This is a genomic window from Luteimonas sp. Soil_N_1, assembly GCF_057656255.1.
In genome coordinates this window covers 1,262,531-1,280,874 of the sequence record NZ_JBDGKS010000001.1, presented here as the reverse complement: position 1 = coordinate 1,280,874, position 18,344 = coordinate 1,262,531, and the positions used below count along the sequence as shown (strand labels likewise).

Here is an 18,344-nt window from a genome sequence, read left to right as displayed (position 1 = left end):
GGTGCCGGCGTTCCATGGGTGGAACTCGGTCCACCGCGCGTCTTTCAGATACGACAACGCCACCGGGCCTGCGCGCGGTGGCGTTGTCGAGAACGGCGGACCGGACGTGCCGGCCGCCGTCGAACCGCTGGATCAGGCGGCGTTGTCGATGAACACGTACTCCGAACCGGTCGGCTCGACGACGGCCTTGACGCGCTCGCTGTCCGCTGCGCTGCCGATGAACAGCACACGCACGCCGTTCATGGTGCCGGCGCCGACCTTGGCGAACGAGGCGACCATCAGATCGGCAGTGCGCGACGAATCCAGGCCCGCGAAGATCAGCAGGTTGCCGCGGGTGATGCCGCGGGCGACGTCCTGCTCGGCCTTCTCGAGCAGACGCTCATACGCGCCGTCGACCGGCGTCGACAGCGTCGGGTCACCATCGGCGGTCGTGGCCTCTGCGGGCGGCGCATCGGCAGCAGGCGCAGGCGCCGGCGGCACCAGATAGACGTAGGGCGAGTTGTTGACGCCTTCCATGTGGCGGCCGGCCACATCGTTGAGATAGGCGTTCCACGCCGTCTTGTCCTCGGTGGTGGGCACCGCGACCGGCGCGGCCTCGACCTGCTGCGGCTCTTCCTTCTTGCCACAGGCGATGACCGGCAGGACGAGGCAGGCGATCAGCATTGCGCGGGTGATGGACTTCATGGGATTCCCTCTTCTTTTCTCTGGTGTTTGATGGGCAACGTCAGCGTTGCGAGTGTTTGCGCAATGCGCGATCGACAGCGGCGGGCACGAAGCCCGACACGTCACCGCCGAGACGCGAGATCTCGCGCACCAGCGTGGAGGAGATGAAGCCGTACTGCTCGGCCGGCGTGAGAAACAGCGTTTCGACATCCGGAATCAGATGCCGGTTCATGCTGGCGAGCTGGAATTCGTATTCGAAATCCGACACCGCGCGCAGACCGCGCAGCAGCACACCGGCGCCGACTTCGTGCACGAAGTGCGCGAGCAGCGAGTCGAAGCCGATGACTTCGACATTGGTGTGGTGGGCGGTCGCGACGCGGGCCAGTTCGACGCGCTCTTCGAGCGTCATCGCCGGGCGCTTGGCCGGACTTTCGGCGATGCCGACGATCAGTTTTTCGAACAGCGGCGCGGCACGGTCGACGAGGTCGACGTGGCCGTTGGTGATCGGATCGAAGGTCCCGGGATAGACCGCGATACGGTGGCGGCTCGCACTCATGGCTTGCGTTCGCTGTCGAAGGAATCGGATGGAACGTGGCGCGGGCGGCAAGTGTAGCAGCGGCGCGCGCGGCGATCAGCCGGCGCGCCGGTACAGCGCGCAGTGCGCTTCGCGGGTCGCCAGCTCACGGTGCAGCTGCCAGCCGGGACCGGGTTGCGCGGGCCGTTCGGCCATCGATTCGACGTACAGCCAGGCGTCCGTCGCCAGCGCCGGCGCGAGCGCGGCGAAGGCCTGCGCCCACAGGTCGGCGGCGAACGGCGGATCGACGAAAGCGATGTCGATGCTGCCGGCCGGCAGCGCGCCCGCCATCGACACCGCATCGCCGCGCTGGACCGAGACCACTTCGCCGCCGGACAGGCGTGCCGCGGTTGCGGTCAGGGCGGCGGCGAGTCCGAGGTCGCGTTCGACCAGCACCGCGCTGGCCGCGCCGCGCGAGACGGCTTCCAGCCCGAGCGCGCCGGTGCCCGCGAACAGATCGAGCACGCGCGCACCGGGCAGCACCGGCAGCAGCCAGTTGAACAGGGTTTCGCGGACCCGGTCCGAGGTCGGCCGCAGCCCGGCGACATCGGGCACATCCAGACGCGTGCCGCGCCAGCGGCCGCCGACGATGCGCACCCGACCCGGCCCGGTGTTGCGGTTGACGTTCGGTGACGACCTGCCCGAGCCGCCGCTACGAGGGGTCTTCATACGTGTGCGCCCGCACGGGGCGCCTGAAAGGCGGGTGATACCATGCGCGCCATTCTCCCCCATCCCCGACCCGACCGCCGCATGGTCAGCTGGTTCAAGCGCGACAAATCCCCCGACAAGCCCGAGGCCGACAGCGGCCGACGCCGCCTCAGCGCCGAAGACATCGCTGCTGCGTTCGCGCCGCCCGCTGCGCCCGCACCTGCACCTGCGCAGGCGCCTGTCGTTCCCCCGCCTGCGCCGACTGCTGCGCCTGATACGCAGGCCGTCGATCCGATCGCGGCACCGCTGCAGCCGCTCGATGCCGAGCGCCTGCCCGCCGATGCGGCGTTGCCGGCGACGCAGATCGCACCGGTCGTTCCCGAACCCGTTGCAACGCCCGCACCTGCGCCTCCTCCGCCCGCGTTCGTCGATCCGGCTGCGGCACTGGCCGACTATGTGTTCGCGAGCACCATGCCCGCCGCCGCGCCCGGCAAGTCCGGCTGGCGCGAGCGCCTGGGCGGCAGCACGTTCGCGAAGAGCTTCGGCGGTCTGTTCTCCCGCAATCCGAAGCTTGATGAAGATCTGCTCGACGAGATCGAGACCGCGTTGCTGACCGCCGACGTCGGCGTCGCCGCGAGCACCGAACTGGTCGAGTCCTTGCGCAAACGCATGAAGGCGCGCGCGTTCGTCGATGCCAACGATCTGCTCAAAGCGCTGCGCGGTGATCTCATCGCCATGCTCGAGCCGGTCGCGAAACCGCTGGTCATCGACACGAACGCGAAGCCCTTCGTGATCCTGACCGTCGGCGTCAACGGCGTCGGCAAGACCACGACGATCGGCAAGCTCGCCAAGCGCTACAAGGACGAAGGCCACGCGCTGATGCTCGCGGCCGGCGATACCTTCCGCGCCGCTGCAGTGTCTCAGCTCAAGGCCTGGGGCGAACGCAACGGCGTGCCCGTCGTCGCCCAGGGCCAGGACGCCGATCCGGCCGCGGTCGCCTTCGATGCGCTGCAGGCGGCGAAGTCGCGCGGCACCGGCATCCTGATCGCCGACACCGCCGGCCGTCTGCACACGCAGCAGGGCCTGATGGCCGAGCTCGGCAAGATCCGCCGCGTGCTCGGCAAGATCGACCCGACCGCGCCGCACGAAGTGCTGATGGTCATCGACGGCACCACCGGCCAGAACGCGCTGTCGCAGCTGCGCCAGTTCAATGCCGCGGCGCAGGTCACCGGCCTGGTCGTGACGAAGCTCGACGGTACCGCCAAGGGCGGCGTGGTGTTCGCGCTGGCCCGCGAGTTCGGCATCCCGATCCGCTTCGCCGGCATCGGCGAGCGTCCGGAAGATCTGCGGGTGTTCGACGCCGAATCCTTCGTCGACGCGATGCTGCCGGAGACGCTGGGGGCGTGAGCAACCCCGCTCCGGCGCCCGAGCCATCGGCGCCGCGGCGCCTGCGCTGGCTGCGCCTGCTGCTGATCGCGCTGGTGCTGGCGATCGTCGCCGCGCTGCTGGTGCAGGTACTGCTGCCGCCCGAACGCGCTCTGCGTCTGGTGCTGGCGCGCATCGAACCCACGCTGGGCCTGCGCATCAGCTTCGAAGGCGATGTCGAATACCGTCTGCGCGGCACGCCGCAACTGGTGGTGCGCGACGTCAGCATCGCCGCGACCGGATCGGCCACGTCCGACGTGCCGATGCTGCATGCGGACCGCATGCTGTTGTCGCTGCCGTGGAAAACCATCCGCAGCCGCGGCGCCGATCTCGAAATCAGCCGCGTCGAACTGGATGCACCGCGCCTGCATCTGCCGTCGCTGTTGCGCTGGCTCGATGCGCGTCCGCCGGGCGACGGCAAGGTGCCGACGATCACCGACGGCGTGCGCATCGTGCGTGGCCGCCTCGACGGTGATGGCTGGTATGTCGACGGACTCGCGCTGGATCTGCCGGCCCTGCATGCCGACCGGCCGCTCGACGCGCAGGTCGGCGGCACCGTGCACATCGACGCGCTCCAGGCGCCGTTCCGGCTGCGCGTGCACGCAGATCGCGCAGTCGATGCACGCGAGTTGCAGGCGCGTGGCACGCTCGTGGTGGTGCATGCATCCGGCCGGCTCGACACCACGCTGCAGGCCGATGCCACACGCATCGATGCGGACATGCCCGGTTTCGCACTGTCGCCGCTGCGCATCGCGATCGATGCGCGCTGGAAGGGCGCTGACGCTGCCGATGCGCTGCCGTTCGTACTCGGTCTGCACGGCGCGCTGCATGTCGGCGGCGACGGCAACGTGCTGGGTTTCGCGCCGATGGGCATCGCCCTGCGCGGCGAAGGCGTGGTGCCGGATCTCGTCGCCGGTGGCCGCGTCGCACTCGGCGAACGACTCACCCTCGCGCTCGATGGCCGCATCGCACAGTGGCCGGACGCATGGCCGGCATTGCCGCCACCGCTGTCGGACTCGACACAACCGTTGCCATTCGCGCTGCGCTATGACGGTCCGGCGGATGCGTCGGCGCCGATCGCGCTGCGGCTCGAGCACGAACATGCGCGCTTCGATGGCGAGGCGCGGATCGCGGCGATGCTCGGCTGGTTCGATGCACTCTCGACCGGCTCACCCCTGCCGCCCCTGCGCGGACAGCTGACCGCCGATCGCGTCGAAGTCTCCGGCGCAGTGCTGGAAGGCGTCGAGATCACCTTCGACGACGGCAGCGGAGACACGACGCCGTGATCGCACGCACCGATTACGCGGCGCGTCTGCTGGCGTGGTTCGACGTGCATGGTCGGCACGATCTGCCGTGGCAGCACCCGCGCACGCCGTATCGCGTGTGGCTGTCGGAAATCATGCTGCAGCAGACCCAGGTGCGAGTCGTGATTCCCTACTTCGAGCGTTTCGTCGACGCGTTGCCCGACGTGCGCGCACTTGCCGACGCGCCGCAGGACACCGTGCTCGCGCTGTGGTCGGGCCTCGGCTACTACGCCCGCGCGCGCAATCTGCACGCCGCCGCGCAGCGCTGCGTCGAGCTGCACGACGGCGATCTGCCACGAGACCTCGACGCCCTGCTCGACCTGCCCGGCATCGGCCGCAGCACGGCTGGCGCGATCCTGTCGCAGGCCTGGGGCGATCCGTTTCCGATCCTCGACGGCAACGTCAAGCGCGTGCTCGCGCGGCGCCACGCCGTCGAAGGCTGGCCTGCGCAACCGAAGATCGAAAAACAGCTGTGGGCGATCGCCGCGACGCTACTGCCGGACACGCGCCTGGCTGACTACACGCAGGCGCAGATGGATTTCGGCGCAACGCTGTGCACGCGCCACAACCCCGCGTGCCTGCTCTGTCCGGTCAACGAGGATTGCGCCGCGTTCGCGCAGGGCCGCGTCGACGAACTGCCGACGCCAAGGCCCACCAAGGCCCTACCCGAGCGCGAAGCCAGCGTGCTGCTGCTCGAAGACGCAAAGGGCCGCGTGCTGCTGGAAAAGCGCCCGCCGACCGGCATCTGGGCCGCGCTGTGGTCATTGCCGCAGGCCGAAGACGATGCGCGCGCGCTCGACTGGCTGCGCATGCACGCACCCGGTCTCGTCGACGCTGTCGATCTCGATACGCCGCAACACCTGCTGCCGGTGCAGCACGGTTTCACCCATTTCAGACTGCGCCTGCAACCGCTGCACTGGTCGGGCCTCCCGGCCCGTCACCGCGTGGGCGACAATGACCGACTGCGCTGGGTGGCACGCGATGAACTCGCGACGCTCGGCATTCCCGCCCCGATCCGCACGCTGCTGCTCGCGCCGCGCATCGCCCTGGAGGATTGACCATGAGCCGACGCGTCTTCTGCGTCCACGACCAGACCGAAACCGAGGGCCTGGACTTCGTTCCCTGGCCCGGCGAACTCGGCAAGCAGGTCTTCGCCGAAATCGGCAAGCCGGCCTGGGCGCGCTGGCTGGCGCACCAGACCATGCTGATCAACGAGAACCGGCTGTCGCCGCTGGATCCCAAGCACCGCGCCTTCCTCGAAGGCGAGATGCGCAAGTACCTGTTCGAACGCCAGACCGGCACCGTCGCCGGTTACGTGCCTGCGTCCGACGCCTGATCCATCGAAGGCGCGCCTTCGGGATTGCGCTTCTCGGCGGCGCGGACCGCCTTGATGTCCAGCGGACGGATCTGCTGGATGTGGCACGGCATGCTGATCGAACCGCGGCTGCGCACCAGCACTTTGTCGAAGCGCGCATTGACGCGCCCCATGCTGCTGGTCAGGCCGATCGCCGGAGTGAACGTGAGGTCCTGGCAGGTGCCGGTCAGATCCAGCAGCCAGGCCTCGCTCGGCCGCGTCCACACCGCGAGCGCCGAATCGCCGAGCGGTGTCCAGCCGTTGATCGAACCGAAGTAGCGGAAGTGATCGACCGCTTCGCCGGCATGCGCGTCGTAGAGCGCGTACTTCTCGGCGTCGGTGGTGCGCGGAAAGCTCCCGCAGGCGGCGAGTGCGAGCACCGCGAGCAGCGCTGCTCCAGTGCGAAGACGGCGGCGGACGGTCGGGACCATGAGGGGCTCCTGCGGATGCACGGTTGCGGAGATGCAGTCGATGATGCGCCCGGCTTGTGCCGCGCACGCGGCAATGCGCTGATGACGTTCAGCCGCGGGCCGGCTCGCCGGCACTGCGGCTGACGGGTACGCTGTCGCGCCCGCCCTGCTGGATCCGCCGTGTCGAACGCGCCTGCATCTGCCCGCCATCGCCAGGCCCTGATCTTCGCCGCGGGCCTGGGCGAACGCATGCGGCCGCTGACCGACACCACGCCCAAGCCGCTGCTGGCGGCGGGCGGCAAGCCGCTGATCGTCTGGCATCTGGAAAAACTTGCCGCGCTCGGCGTACGCGATGTCGTGGTCAATGTGTCATGGCTCGCCGAGCGATTCGAACCGACACTCGGCGACGGCAGTCGCTGGGGATTGCGGCTGCATTACTCGCACGAAGGTGCGCCGCCACTGGAAACCGGCGGCGGCATGCTGCACGCGCTGCGTCTGCTGGACGATGCGCCCTTCATCGCGGTCAACGGCGACATCTGGAGCGATTACGACTTCGCGCAGCTGCCGGCCGAGCCGGAGGGCGATGCGCATCTGGTGCTCGTCGACAATCCCGCGCACAACCCCGCAGGCGATTTCGCACTGGACGGCGCGGACGTACGCAGCGATGGCGCGTCGAAGCTGACGTTCTCGGGGATCGGCGTCTATCGCCCGGCCCTGCTGCACGACTGGCGCGACATCATCGGTAGCGCGCCGGGCGTCGATCTGGAGCCGCCGCGATTCAAGCTCGCGCCGTTGCTGCGCGCGACGATGACGAACGGCCGCGTGACCGGCGCGCATCATCCGGGGCGCTGGACCGATGTCGGCACGCCCGAGCGGCTGGCGCACCTGGATGCAACCTTGAGTTGAGTTTTCGCGCGAGCGTCCTGGAGAGGCTTTCGCCAGTCGCGCGCTCAGTCGAGCGCCAGCACCTGGCGTACGAAGGGCACCGTCAGTCGGCGCTGTGAGGCAAGCGAGGCGTGATCGAGACGATCCAGCAGCGCGGTGAGCGCGGGGAGATCGCGATCATGGCGACGCAGCAGCCAGTCGATGGTCGCCGCGTCGACCTGCAGGCCACGACGTTCGGCGCGCAGGCGCAGCAGATCGTGACGGCCCGCGTCGTCGAGCACCGGCAGCGGCACGCGGATGCACTGGCCGAGTCGCGAGCGCAGATCCGGCAGGCCGAGTGCGAGCGCATCCGGCGATGCAGACGCGGTGTAGAACACCGCGCGGCCGGCGTCGTGCAGCCGGTTGTGCAGATCGAACAACGCGACCTCGTCGTCGCGGTCGCCGGCGATCGCATCGACATCGTCGATCGCGACCAGATCATGACCATCGAGTGCCTGCGCAGCGTCGCGCAGGCGGCCGGCGATGCCACGCAGCGGCAGATAGACGGCGCGCCGGCCGAGCCGGTCGGCTTCCGCGCACAGCGCGATCGCGAGATGGGTCTTGCCGGTGCCGGAGGCGCCTTCGACATACAGCCCGCGGCGCACGCCGGCCAGCGCGAAGTCGCGCAGCTGCGGCAGCAACGCGGCATCGTCGGCGACGAAGGTTTCGAGCCGCTGGTCCGGCGGATACCGGAGCGCCAGCGGCAACTGGGGCGATGGACCACTCATGCCTGGCTCAACGCTCGCCGTCCAGACCCTTGGTGTCGGTCACGATGATCACCGGACGCTGCGACGTCGCCGCGCCCGCGATCTCGATATCCGGCTTGTCGCCGGCGTACAGGCGGCTGTGCGTGTAGCGCTCGTGCGCGTAGCGCAGCAGCACGTTGACGACCGCCGCCACCGGCAGCGCCAGCAGCATGCCGAGGAAGCCGAACAGCTGGCCGCCCGCGAGCACGGCGAAGATCACCGCAACCGGGTGCAGGCCGATGCGGTCGCCGACCAGACGCGGCGTCAGCACGTAGCTCTCGACCAGCTGGCCGATCGTGAACACCACGCCGATCAGGATCAGCAACTGCCAGTCGAAGCCCTGCGCCTGCACGATGGCCGCGATCAGCGCGAGCAGGATGCCGACGGTCGCACCGAGATAAGGAATGAAGCTGATCAGGCCGGCGACCATGCCGATCAGCAGACCCAGACGCAAACCCACGACCGACATGCCGACGGCATAGATCGCGCCCTGCCCCAGCATCACCAGAAACTGGCCGCGCAGGAAGCCGCCAAGCGACTCGCTGGTCTCGCGAGCGAGGCGCGTGGCGGTGTCGATGTGGTCGCGCGGGATCAGCGCCGCGACGCGGTCGACCAGCAGGTCCCAGTCGCGCATGAAATAGAACGCCAGGATCGGCACCAGCACCAGATTGATGACCAGCGCGAGAATCGCGAAACCCGAGCGCGACACATAGGCCAGCACGGTCGCCGCGACACCGCCGGCCTGCTGCCAGTGGCCGCGGATCAGTTCGATCAGGCGCTCGGTATCGAGCCAGGACACCACTTCGTAACCGGTGCGCTGTTCGATCCACGGCAGCGCGGTGCCGAGCAGCCAGTCGCGGTACTCGGGCAGGCTGTCGATCAGGGTGACGATCTGCCGCTCGATCATCGGCACCAGGATGATCAGCACCAGCGCCAGCAGCAGCGTCATCAGCAGGAACACCAGCGTCACCGCGACCGCGCGCGACCGGCCACGACGCTCGAGGCGGTCGACCAGCGGATCGCCGAGCCAGCCGAGCAGCAGCGCCAGCACGAAGGGCGTCAGGATCGGGCCGAGCAGCCAGATCACATAGCCGACGGCGAACGCGACCAGACCCCATTGCAGGCGCTTGAGGAAACGCGCGATGTCGGCGTTCGCGGGGTCGGTCTGGATCATCGGTGGCGGTCCGTGCGGTGCAGCGAAGAAGGGATCAACGCAGATGGAACACGGGCGTGACGCCCTCGATGTTGCCGTCGGCTTCCACGAACACATTCTCGTCGGCCATGCGGCGGAAGCCGGTCAGGCCGGTGAGCAGATCGAGCTGCACTTCCAGCCCCAGCGGCGTCGCCCGGACCGGACGGATGCCGCGCACCACCGACATGCGCTGCAGCTGCGCGGACAGCTTGATGTAGTCGGCGCTGCTGTTGATGCCGGAGAACACGATCGCCTGAGTCGACGGCGCGCCGGTCGGGCTGGTGCGCGCGTAACGCTTCGTCAGCGCGTCGGCAGCGCCATCGGCACCGGTCGCCAGCGTCCGGCGCGCATCGGCACCGGTCTCGCTCCAGCGCGCGAGGACACGACCGCTGTCGACGAAGATCCAGTCGGCTTTCCAGTCGCTGCCGTCCCGGTAGAGCTTGCCGATGAGCTGCATCGGCGGGTTGTAACGCGCCGAGATGCGCGCGATCGACGCCGTGTCACCGCGCCAGATCGCGCCGACGGCGGCCTGTTCGGCAGCGTTGCCGGTCGGCAGGCCGAGACGATAGCCGCGCTCGATGGCCCGCTGCAGGGCGGGTCGGGCCACATTGTTCTGCTGCAGCCCGACCAGACGCGGGCCGGACCCGTCGTCGATCGCCAGCCACATCACCGGCTTGGGCCGCGGATCCGGCCACACCGGCAGGCCCAGCGCGCCGGCGACGGCGTCGACGTCGTCCTCGCGGAAGCGCACGACCAAGGTGGTGGTGAAGGTCGGCGAGCCGCGCGAGGACACGCCCTCGTCCTGGCGGTAGTCGTAGCCCTCGACGTACTGGGCGGCGCGGCGCAGTTCCTGCGCTACGCCCGGACGCTGGGCGGCGTTGCGGTCGCCCGACAGCTTGCCCAGCACCTGTGCCAGCGCGCGGGTGAAGCCGGCCTCGCGCTCGGACTCGCTCTGGCTGCGGACCGGAATTTCGGCCGCGTAGAGACCGACGGCCGAGGCCCGGTCGCCCTCCACGCGCTGCGCGGAAGCGGTGCCGGAAACGGCACACAGGCCCAGCAGCGCGGCCACCAGCCACGTCATCATGTCCAACGAGCGCTTCTGGCGGTGCATCCGGCAAGTCCTGGATCGGGGCGTCATCGAGGCGCGATGGTGCCATAAACGATGCGGACGGTCCGTGGCGATGCCGACGCATGGCCTGCGCCCGGGAGCCGGCCGGCTGCTAAAATCACCGGTCTTCCCGCTTTGCGACGGCTGCCGTGACCGCACCCACTCCCCTGACCTACCGTGATGCCGGCGTCGATATCGACGCGGGCAACGAACTCGTCGAACGCATCAAGCCGCTGGTCAAGCGCAGCTTCCGGCCCGAGGTCATGGGTGGCCTGGGCGGTTTCGGCGCGCTGTTCGACCTTTCGGGCAAGTACCGGGAGCCGGTGCTGGTCTCCGGCACCGACGGCGTGGGCACCAAGCTCAAGCTGGCCCAGCAGTTCGGCCGCCACGACACGATCGGCATCGATCTGGTCGCGATGTGCGTCAACGACGTGCTGGTGCAGGGCGCCGAGCCGCTGTTCTTCCTCGACTACTTCGCCACCGGCAAGCTCGACATCGACACCACCGCGTCCGTCATCGGCGGCATCGCCCGCGGCTGCGAGCTGTCGGGCTGCGCGCTGATCGGCGGCGAGACCGCCGAGATGCCGGACATGTACGGCATCGGCGAATACGACCTGGCCGGCTTTACCGTCGGCGCGGTCGAGAAATCCGAGCTGCGCGACGGCAGCAAGGTGCAGGCCGGCGACGTGCTGGTCGGCATCGCATCGAGCGGCCCGCACTCGAATGGCTACTCGCTGATCCGCCGCATCTTCGAGCGCGCCGGTCGCCCGACCGATGTCGAAGTCGGCGGCGTGAATCTGGTCGACGCGCTGATGGCACCGACCACGCTGTACGTGAAGCCGGTGCTTGAACTGCTGCGCAGCGATCTCGGCCCGCAGTTGCACGCGATGGCCCACGTCACCGGAGGCGGCCTTACCGAGAACATCATCCGCGTGATTCCCGACGGCCTTGGCCTGACGATCGACGCAAAATCTTGGCCGCAGCCGCCGGTGTTCGAGTGGCTGCAGCGCGAAGGCGCAGTCGCCGATCACGAGATGTGGCGCACGTTCAACTGCGGCATCGGCTTCGTGCTGGTGGTGCCGGCCGACAGCGTGGCCGCGTTCGGCGCCGCGCTCGATGGCCTGGATCTCGCCCACTGGACGATCGGCGAAGTGATCGAAGCCGGCGACGGCGATCGCGTCCGCATCGGCTGATTCCGGCGCTGTGTCGGCCGGATCCGAACCCGCGTCTCCGTACGCGCCGCCGGTGGCCGCATCGCCGGTGCTGCGCGTGCCGGTGTTGCCTGCCACGGCGTCCAGCCAGTTGCGCACGCTCGGCGTGCTGCACCTCATCCTCGGCGGGCTCTCGCTCGCCGGCGCCGTGGTCTTCGGCATCATTCTGGTGTTCGGTTTCACCCAGGAAGCCGCCGAAGGCTTCACCGATCCCGTCGGCAAGGCGACGATCGCGGTCTTCGCGATGCTGGGTATCGGCTCGTTGATCGGCGGCGTGCTGTGCATCTGGTCCGGGCTGCATCTGCTGCGGCACACGCGCCCCGGCCTGTGCACGACCGTCGCCGCGCTGCTCTGCCTGCATGTGCCGCTCGGCACCGCGCTGGGCATCGCGACGCTGGTGATCGTGCAGCGCCCCGACACCCGCGCCCTGTTCGACGCCACGGGCGCACGCTGATGACGTTGCGACTGGCGGTACTGGCCTCGGGCCGCGGCAGCAATCTGCAGGCGATCCTCGATGCGATCGCGGCCGGCACGCTGGACGCGGACGTCATCGGCGCCTGGTCCGACCGCAAGGACGCGCAGGCGCTGGTGCGCGCCCGCGACGCCGGCCTGCAGGCCCATGCGATCCGTCCGCGCGACTTCGCCGACCGCGCCGCGCACGACGCCGCGTTGTTCGGCGCGCTTGATGCCGCATCACCTGACCTGATCGTCTGCGCCGGCTACATGCGCCTGATCGGCGCCGAGGTGATGACCGCGCGCGCCGGCAGGATGATCAACATCCATCCTTCGCTGCTACCCGACTTCAAGGGCCTGCACACGCACCAGCGCGCGCTCGATGCCGGCGTGCCGGAACACGGCGCCAGCGTGCATTACGTGACCGCCGAGCTCGACGGTGGCCCCGTGATCGCGCAGGCGCGGGTGCCGGTGCTGCCCGGCGACGATGCCGAGACGCTGTCGGCGCGCGTGCTGGGCCGGGAACATCCGCTGCTGCTGGAGACATTGCGCTGGATCGCCGCCGACCGTGTGCGGCTGCATGAAGACGGCGTTCATGTCGACGGCCAGCGCGCCGCCGCGCCGCTTCAGCTGGCAGCCACTGATCGCTTCGCATGATGCCCGTCCTATGCGCGCCCTCCTCTCCCTGTTCGCGACCGCCTTGTTGATCGTCGCGTGGCCCACGGCCGCGCGCGGTGCCGGGCTGGAGCCGTTCGTCGCGACCTACGACGCCTGGCACCAGGGCAAGCAGGCCGGCACGGCGACGATGCGCCTGCAACCGCAGGGCGCACAGTGGCAGGTGGATCTGGGCATCCGCGGCAACCGCGGGTTCGCCGGCATCCTGGGTCTGAATCTGGAACAGGACACGCTGTTCGACGTGGTGGGCACCGTCTACCGCCCGCTGCGCCAGAGCACGACGCGCAAGGCTGCGGTGTTCTTCAACCGCAAGGTCGAGGGCGTCTACGACTGGGCCAACAACGTCGCACGCTGGACCGGCGATCTGAGCAAGCGTCGCCGCGATCCGGTACCGCTGCAGCCCGGCGACATGAGCGCGCTGCTGATCAATCTGGCAGTGATGCGAGATGCCGCGCCGAACGCGACACTGCAGTACCGCTTCGTCGACGGCGGCCGCGTGCGCCAGTACGCGTATCAGGCGGCGGCCGAGCCGGAGCTCGTGCAGGTCGGCGACATCAGTTATTCGGCGTTGCGCGTTTCACGAACCAACGGCGGCAACGACGAGATGATCATCTGGGTCGCGGACGGCGTACCGACGCCGGTCCGGATCCTGCAACGCGAAGATGGCGAGGACGCGGTGGACCTGCGCCTGGTCGAATACCAAGGAGCACCACAATGAAGACACGAGCCCCCATGACCCGATTGCTGACCGCCACCGGCGCTGCGCTGCTGGCCTTCGCTGCGCTGCCCGCGATGGCAATCGAGCCGTTCACCGCGACCTACCAGGCCAACTACATGGGCATGCGCGCGCAGGCGAACATGAATCTCGCGCAGGAAGGCGGCAACCGATGGAAGTACGACCTGCAGGTGGCGGGCGCCGGCGCGCGTCTGGAACAGACGACGACCTTCGAAGCCAATGGCGAGCAGTGGCGTCCGGTGTCGAGCAGCGACTCGCAGCGCGGCGAATCCGGCCTCGCGGCGATGCTGATGAAGAACCGCGAACTCAACACCACGTACGACTGGAACGCGGGCGAAGCCCGTTTCGCCGGCGACGTGCGCGACGGCCAGAGCGGACCGGTGAAGCTGCAGGCCGGCGATCTCGACGGCATGCTGATGAACCTCGTGCTGGTGCGTGACGTGCAGGCCGGCAAGTCGCCGCTACGCTACCGTCTGGTCGAAGACGGCCGCGCCAGGCGCCAGGTGTTCGAGCGCCAGGGCACCGAGCAGGTGACCGTCGGCGGTCGTGCGTTGCAGGCCACCAAGGTCGTGCGTACTGACGGACGCCGCGAGATCATCGCGTGGATCGTCGACGACATGCCGGTACCTGCGCGTCTGCTGCAGCGTCGCGACGGCAAGGACCACATCGACATGCGCCTGCAGTCGGTCAACTGATCCGCACGTCGCATCACGCAAAAGGCCCCGCATCGCGGGGCCTTTTTTGTGGGTTCCGGCGACCGCGCATCAGGGCGCGGTTTCGGTCCTGCACTCCACCCGGATCGATTCGGCCGAGCCGCGGCGGCGATAGTCGACGCAGCTGCGGTTGCCGTCGCGCGTGCGCACCGCAGTGATGGTGAAGAAGCCTTGCAGCACTTCGCCGCGGGTCAGCTCGCCGTCCTCGTTCCAGTCCATGTCCTTGAACGGCATGCCGCTGAGTGCCGCAGCATTGGTGTAGCGCATCCAGCCCAGCGCGAGCAGCACGACCGCGATCGTCGCGAACAGCGCGATGCGGCGGTTCGACAACCGGCCCCTGAACGCCATGACCTACTTCACCCGCCGGATGCGTGCGCCCAGACCGGACAGCTTGCGTTCGATGTGCTCGTAGCCGCGGTCGAGGTGGTAGATGCGGTCGATCGTCGTATCGCCCTCGGCCACCAGGCCGGCGAGGATCAGCGACGCCGATGCGCGCAGATCGGTCGCCATCACCGGCGCGCCGCTGAGGCGTTCGACACCGTGCACGCTGGCGCGCGGCCCGTCGATGTCGATCTCCGCGCCCAGGCGCATCAGCTCGCTGACGTGCATGAAGCGGTTCTCGAAGATCGTCTCGTCGATCGTGCCGTTGCCTTCGGCGACACAGTTCATCGCCATGAACTGCGCCTGCATGTCGGTCGGAAAACCGGGATGCGGCGCGGTGACGATGTCGATCGCGCGTGGACGACGGCCGTGCATGTCGACGGTGATGCGATCGCCGTCGATCTCGACCGTCGCGCCCGCTTGGCGCAGGCGTTCGATCACCGCGCCCAGCGTGTCCGGACGCGCGCCCACCGCGGTCACGCGACCGCCGGTCATCGCCGCGGCAACGAGGAAGGTGCCGGTCTCGATACGGTCGGCGACGACGGCATGCGTGGCGCCATGCAGGCGCTCGACACCGCGCACTTCGATGCGCGACGTGCCCGCGCCGCGGATGTCGGCGCCCATCGCGATCAGGCATTCGGCGAGATCGACGATCTCCGGCTCGCGCGCGGCGTTGTCGATCAGCGTGGTGCCGTCGGCGAGCGTCGCCGCCATCAGCACGTTCTCGGTCGCGCCGACGCTGATCGTCTCGAACACCACGTGGCCACCGCGCAGACGCTCGGCCTGCGCGCGGATGAAGCCGTGTTCGACGGTTATCGTCGCACCCAGCGCTTCGAGCGCCTTGATGTGCAGATCCACCGGGCGCGCACCGATCGCGCAGCCACCCGGCAGCGACACTTCCGCGGCGCCGTACTTGGCCAGCAGCGGGCCGAGCACGAGGATCGAGGCGCGCATCGTGCGTACCAGTTCGTACGGCGCGACGTGACTGGTCACGCTGCGCGGATCGACGGTGACGCGTCCGTTGTCGACGTCGTGTTCCACGCCGGCGCCGAGGCCCGACAGCAGCTTGGTCGTCGTCAGCACATCATGCAGATGCGGCACATTGGTGACTTCGACCGGCGCATCGGCGAGCAGGGTCGCGCACAGGATCGGCAGCACGGCGTTCTTGGCACCGGAAATCCGCACCTCGCCCTGCAGCGTGGCGCCGCCGGTGACGATGATCTTGTCCATCAGCCCTGTCCTGCGCCGGCGGCCGCGTGTTCGTCAGGCGTCTTGGTGTTGAGTGCGAGCGCGTGGATCTCGCGACCCATCAGCGCGCCGAGCGTCGCGTACACCATGCGATGGCGTGCCAGCGGCAGCTTGCCGGCGAATGCGGGCGAGACGACCAGCGCCTCGAAGTGCACGCCGTCGTCGCCCTGCACGTGCACCACGGCGTCGGGCAGACCCTGCTGGATGAGGTCGGTGATGGTCTGGGTATCCAAGAATCGGGTCCTGTGGCCGCGCTGCCGGGCCGTGAACGTCGCTGCGACCGCTGCGTGAAGCGCGGATGAGCCGTCATCGCCGACGCCGCCTGTCGCGGGGCATTCACGCCGGAAAGCGCATAAAATGAACGGCTTAGCCTAACGGAAAAGCCCTGTGCCGGATATGGTCGACCACCCCCGTGAAGTTACCGCTGCCGGGTCCGGTTTCGCCGCCAGCGGACGACGTGTCTTCGCGGTCGAGGTCGAAGGTCTGCAGGCGGTCGCCGCGCGGCTGGACGGCGAATTCTCCGCCGCCTGCGCGCGAATTCTCGAGTGCCGCGGCCGCGTGGTCTGCATGGGCATGGGCAAGTCCGGCCATGTTGCCCGCAAGATCGCTGCAACCTTCGCGTCGACCGGCACCCCGGCCTTCTACGTGCACCCGGGCGAAGCCGGTCACGGCGATCTGGGCATGATCACCGACGCCGACGTCGTGCTGACGCTGTCGTATTCGGGCGAGTCCGACGAGATCCTGATGCTGCTGCCGGTGCTCAAGCGCCAGGGCAATGCGCTGATCGCTGTGACCGGACGCGCCACGTCGACGATGGCCATGGCCGCCGATATCCACCTCGACATCAGCGTGCCGGCCGAAGCCTGTCCGCTGGCGCTGGCACCGACCGCGAGCACGACGGCGTCGCTGGCGATGGGCGATGCGCTGGCCGTCGCGCTGCTGGAGGCCCGCGGTTTCACCGCCGACGATTTCGCCCGTTCGCATCCGGCCGGCGCCCTCGGTCGCCGCCTGTTGCTGCACATCCGCGACGTCATGCATGGCGGCGGCGAGATTCCGACCGTGTCCGCCGATGCTTCGCTGGCCGACGCGCTGCTGGAGATGAGCCGCAAGCGACTGGGCATGACCGTGGTCGTCGACGAGGCCCAGCGCCTGATCGGCCTGTACACCGACGGCGACCTGCGCCGCACGCTGACCGATCCGGCCATCGACGTCCGCGATGCGCGCATTGCCGACGTGATGACCCGCGACCCGATCGCGATCGCGGCCGATGCGCTCGCGGTCGAGGCGGCGCGCCTGATGGAAACCCGGAAGATCACCATGCTTCCGGTCATCGACGGCGATCGCCGGGTGGTCGGCGCGCTGAACATCCAGGATCTTCTGCGCGCCCGCGTGGTCTGAGCCGGCGCCCATTCATTCAATGCCCGATACCTTCGAAACCATGCCCGACGCCCCTGCCCCCTTTGCCGATGTCTCCGATGCGATCCTCGCCCGCGCCGCCCGCGTGCGCCTGGCGTGCTTCGACGTCGACGGCACGCTGACCGATGGGAGCCTGGGCTTCGACAGCGACGGCCGCGAGATCAAGACCTTCCATGTCCACGACGGTCAGGGCCTGGTGCTGCTGCGCAAGGTCGGCATCGCGGTCGCGCTGGTGACCGCGCGCAAGGGCGGCATCGTAGAGCGCCGCGCCGCGGACCTCGGCGTGGAGGCGCATGTGCACGTCGCCGACAAGCGCGAGCGCGTCGAGTCGCTGTGCGCTTCGCTCGGCGTCACGCTGGACGAAGTGGCCTTCATGGGCGACGACCTGGCCGATGTTGGCGTGATGCGCGCCGTCGGTTTCGCCGTGTCGCCCGCTGACGCGCACGCCTGCGCCGGCGACAGCGCGCACTGGCGCACCCGCGCCAACGGTGGACGCGGCGCGGGGCGCGAACTGTGCGATCTGATCCTGCACGCGCAGGGCCGCCTGGCCGGCATCCATGCCGATGGGCGTGTCTCGTGAACTGGCGCCTCGTCCTCACCGTCGTGTTGCTGGTCGGCGCGCTCGTGTCGGGCTGGTCGGCCTGGCGCCAACAGGACAGCATCGCGGCCGACGGTGCCGGTGACGGCCGCACGGATTACCTGTTGCGTGATTTCGACATCGTCGCGCTCGACAGCGAGGGCCGCGAAGCGTTCTCGCTGCAGGCCCCCGAACTCCAGCAGACGCCCGGCGCGCGCACCCTCGATCTGGTGACGCCGCTGTTCCACATCCCCGAGAAGGAAGGCGACGGGCGCTGGCAGGTCCGCGCACAGACGGGGTGGGTATCGGAAGACAACGATGAAGTCCGCCTGCGCGGTGACGTCGTCGCCGACAGTCCAGAAGGCAGTCCGCGGCCCACGACGATGCGCACCGAGGCGCTGGACGTGTTCCCGCAGAGCAATCGCGCCACGTCCGAGGCGCTGGTCGATGTCGTACAGCCCGGCTCTACAATGCAGGGCACCGGCATGCGCGCCGACCTCGATTCGGGACGGATCGAACTCCTCTCCAATGTGAAACTCCGCAATGACCCCAACACCCGCCGCTAGTCTCCTCCTGCTTGCAGCGT

At 69.1% G+C, this 18,344-nt stretch carries 23 protein-coding genes; 13 read left to right on the top strand and 10 right to left on the bottom strand.

Going from position 1 to position 18,344, the window contains the following annotated elements; genetic code table 11:
* Positions 1–132 precede the first annotated feature (132 nt).
* The 3 genes from AC3A4E_RS05905 to rsmD form a co-directional block, all read right to left on the bottom strand.
* Complete coding sequence (locus tag AC3A4E_RS05905; RefSeq protein WP_487630602.1) at positions 133–684, bottom strand: hypothetical protein; 552 nt, start codon at positions 682–684, stop codon at positions 133–135.
* Between the two features lie 40 nt (positions 685–724).
* Positions 725–1,219, bottom strand: coding sequence for a pantetheine-phosphate adenylyltransferase (gene coaD, locus AC3A4E_RS05900; protein WP_232137019.1), 495 nt, complete (start codon positions 1,217–1,219; stop codon positions 725–727).
* Positions 1,220–1,294: 75 nt separating this feature from the next.
* Positions 1,295–1,906: a 16S rRNA (guanine(966)-N(2))-methyltransferase RsmD gene (rsmD, locus tag AC3A4E_RS05895; RefSeq protein ID WP_487630601.1), complete on the bottom strand. Its 612-nt coding sequence runs from the start codon at positions 1,904–1,906 to the stop codon at positions 1,295–1,297.
* A gap of 81 nt (positions 1,907–1,987) precedes the next feature.
* On the opposite strand from rsmD, the gene ftsY reads away from it, so the two are divergent.
* The 4 genes from ftsY to AC3A4E_RS05875 are packed head-to-tail and all read left to right on the top strand — an operon-like array spanning position 1,988 to position 5,950.
* Positions 1,988–3,292, top strand: a complete 1,305-nt coding sequence (gene ftsY, locus AC3A4E_RS05890; protein WP_487630600.1) for a signal recognition particle-docking protein FtsY — start codon at positions 1,988–1,990, stop codon at positions 3,290–3,292.
* Positions 3,289–4,596 carry an AsmA family protein gene (locus AC3A4E_RS05885; protein WP_487630599.1) on the top strand — a complete coding sequence of 436 codons (1,308 nt, stop codon included), beginning with the start codon at positions 3,289–3,291 and terminating at the stop codon, positions 4,594–4,596. The genes ftsY and AC3A4E_RS05885 overlap by 4 nt, the downstream gene beginning before the upstream one ends.
* Positions 4,593–5,672: an A/G-specific adenine glycosylase gene (mutY, locus tag AC3A4E_RS05880; protein WP_487630598.1), complete on the top strand. Its 1,080-nt coding sequence runs from the start codon at positions 4,593–4,595 to the stop codon at positions 5,670–5,672. Before AC3A4E_RS05885 ends, mutY begins: the two co-directional genes overlap by 4 nt.
* A gap of 2 nt (positions 5,673–5,674) precedes the next feature.
* Complete coding sequence (locus AC3A4E_RS05875) at positions 5,675–5,950, top strand: oxidative damage protection protein (protein WP_487630597.1); 276 nt, start codon at positions 5,675–5,677, stop codon at positions 5,948–5,950.
* Here the strand turns inward: AC3A4E_RS05875 and AC3A4E_RS05870 are convergent.
* Positions 5,926–6,399, bottom strand: a complete 474-nt coding sequence (locus AC3A4E_RS05870) for a DUF6491 family protein (protein ID WP_487630596.1) — start codon at positions 6,397–6,399, stop codon at positions 5,926–5,928. The two genes, AC3A4E_RS05875 and AC3A4E_RS05870, sit on opposite strands and share 25 nt — an antisense overlap.
* A gap of 159 nt (positions 6,400–6,558) precedes the next feature.
* On the opposite strand from AC3A4E_RS05870, the gene murU reads away from it, so the two are divergent.
* A complete protein-coding gene (murU, locus tag AC3A4E_RS05865; RefSeq protein ID WP_487630595.1) occupies positions 6,559–7,284 on the top strand; it encodes an N-acetylmuramate alpha-1-phosphate uridylyltransferase MurU in 726 nt (241 codons plus the stop codon).
* Between the two features lie 44 nt (positions 7,285–7,328).
* Here the strand turns inward: murU and hda are convergent, their stop codons facing one another.
* Genes hda through AC3A4E_RS05850 form a run of 3 tightly spaced genes read right to left on the bottom strand, consistent with a single transcriptional unit; the run spans position 7,329 to position 10,351 of the window.
* Positions 7,329–8,030 carry a DnaA regulatory inactivator Hda gene (gene hda, locus AC3A4E_RS05860; RefSeq protein WP_232137025.1) on the bottom strand — a complete coding sequence of 234 codons (702 nt, stop codon included), beginning with the start codon at positions 8,028–8,030 and terminating at the stop codon, positions 7,329–7,331.
* Between the two features lie 7 nt (positions 8,031–8,037).
* On the bottom strand, positions 8,038–9,222 hold the full coding sequence (locus tag AC3A4E_RS05855; protein WP_487630594.1) for an AI-2E family transporter: 1,185 nt from the start codon (positions 9,220–9,222) through the stop codon (positions 8,038–8,040).
* A gap of 34 nt (positions 9,223–9,256) precedes the next feature.
* Complete coding sequence (locus AC3A4E_RS05850) at positions 9,257–10,351, bottom strand: DUF2066 domain-containing protein (protein WP_487630593.1); 1,095 nt, start codon at positions 10,349–10,351, stop codon at positions 9,257–9,259.
* 146 nt (positions 10,352–10,497) lie between these two features.
* Between AC3A4E_RS05850 and purM the strand changes: the two genes are divergently transcribed.
* The 5 genes from purM to AC3A4E_RS05825 are packed head-to-tail and all read left to right on the top strand — an operon-like array spanning position 10,498 to position 14,118.
* A complete protein-coding gene (purM, locus tag AC3A4E_RS05845) occupies positions 10,498–11,541 on the top strand; it encodes a phosphoribosylformylglycinamidine cyclo-ligase (RefSeq protein WP_487630592.1) in 1,044 nt (347 codons plus the stop codon).
* A 52-nt stretch (positions 11,542–11,593) separates the two neighbouring features.
* Positions 11,594–12,013 (top strand): hypothetical protein, encoded by a 420-nt coding sequence (locus AC3A4E_RS05840; protein ID WP_487630591.1) that lies wholly within the window; start codon positions 11,594–11,596, stop codon positions 12,011–12,013.
* Positions 12,013–12,669, top strand: a complete 657-nt coding sequence (gene purN, locus AC3A4E_RS05835) for a phosphoribosylglycinamide formyltransferase (protein WP_487630590.1) — start codon at positions 12,013–12,015, stop codon at positions 12,667–12,669. The genes AC3A4E_RS05840 and purN overlap by 1 nt, the downstream gene beginning before the upstream one ends.
* Positions 12,670–12,679: 10 nt before the next feature.
* Positions 12,680–13,405: a DUF3108 domain-containing protein gene (locus tag AC3A4E_RS05830; RefSeq protein ID WP_487630589.1), complete on the top strand. Its 726-nt coding sequence runs from the start codon at positions 12,680–12,682 to the stop codon at positions 13,403–13,405.
* 14 nt (positions 13,406–13,419) lie between these two features.
* A complete protein-coding gene (locus AC3A4E_RS05825; RefSeq protein WP_487630588.1) occupies positions 13,420–14,118 on the top strand; it encodes a DUF3108 domain-containing protein in 699 nt (232 codons plus the stop codon).
* A 69-nt stretch (positions 14,119–14,187) separates the two neighbouring features.
* On the opposite strand, the gene AC3A4E_RS05820 is transcribed toward AC3A4E_RS05825, so the two are convergent.
* From AC3A4E_RS05820 to AC3A4E_RS05810, 3 genes are read right to left on the bottom strand one after another with little or no spacing between them, the layout of a single operon-like run.
* Positions 14,188–14,484 carry a hypothetical protein gene (locus AC3A4E_RS05820; RefSeq protein WP_487630587.1) on the bottom strand — a complete coding sequence of 99 codons (297 nt, stop codon included), beginning with the start codon at positions 14,482–14,484 and terminating at the stop codon, positions 14,188–14,190.
* 3 nt (positions 14,485–14,487) lie between these two features.
* Complete coding sequence (gene murA / locus AC3A4E_RS05815; protein ID WP_487630586.1) at positions 14,488–15,747, bottom strand: UDP-N-acetylglucosamine 1-carboxyvinyltransferase; 1,260 nt, start codon at positions 15,745–15,747, stop codon at positions 14,488–14,490.
* Positions 15,747–15,998: a BolA family protein gene (locus tag AC3A4E_RS05810; RefSeq protein WP_232137043.1), complete on the bottom strand. Its 252-nt coding sequence runs from the start codon at positions 15,996–15,998 to the stop codon at positions 15,747–15,749. The genes murA and AC3A4E_RS05810 overlap by 1 nt, the downstream gene beginning before the upstream one ends.
* A 163-nt stretch (positions 15,999–16,161) precedes the next feature.
* On the opposite strand from AC3A4E_RS05810, the gene AC3A4E_RS05805 reads away from it, so the two are divergent.
* Genes AC3A4E_RS05805 through lptC form a run of 3 tightly spaced genes read left to right on the top strand, consistent with a single transcriptional unit; the run spans position 16,162 to position 18,324 of the window.
* Positions 16,162–17,163 (top strand): KpsF/GutQ family sugar-phosphate isomerase, encoded by a 1,002-nt coding sequence (locus AC3A4E_RS05805; RefSeq protein WP_487630585.1) that lies wholly within the window; start codon positions 16,162–16,164, stop codon positions 17,161–17,163.
* 40 nt (positions 17,164–17,203) lie between these two features.
* Complete coding sequence (locus AC3A4E_RS05800) at positions 17,204–17,761, top strand: KdsC family phosphatase (protein ID WP_487630584.1); 558 nt, start codon at positions 17,204–17,206, stop codon at positions 17,759–17,761.
* Positions 17,758–18,324: an LPS export ABC transporter periplasmic protein LptC gene (lptC, locus tag AC3A4E_RS05795; protein WP_487630583.1), complete on the top strand. Its 567-nt coding sequence runs from the start codon at positions 17,758–17,760 to the stop codon at positions 18,322–18,324. The genes AC3A4E_RS05800 and lptC overlap by 4 nt, the downstream gene beginning before the upstream one ends.
* The last annotated feature ends 20 nt before the right edge of the window (positions 18,325–18,344 follow it).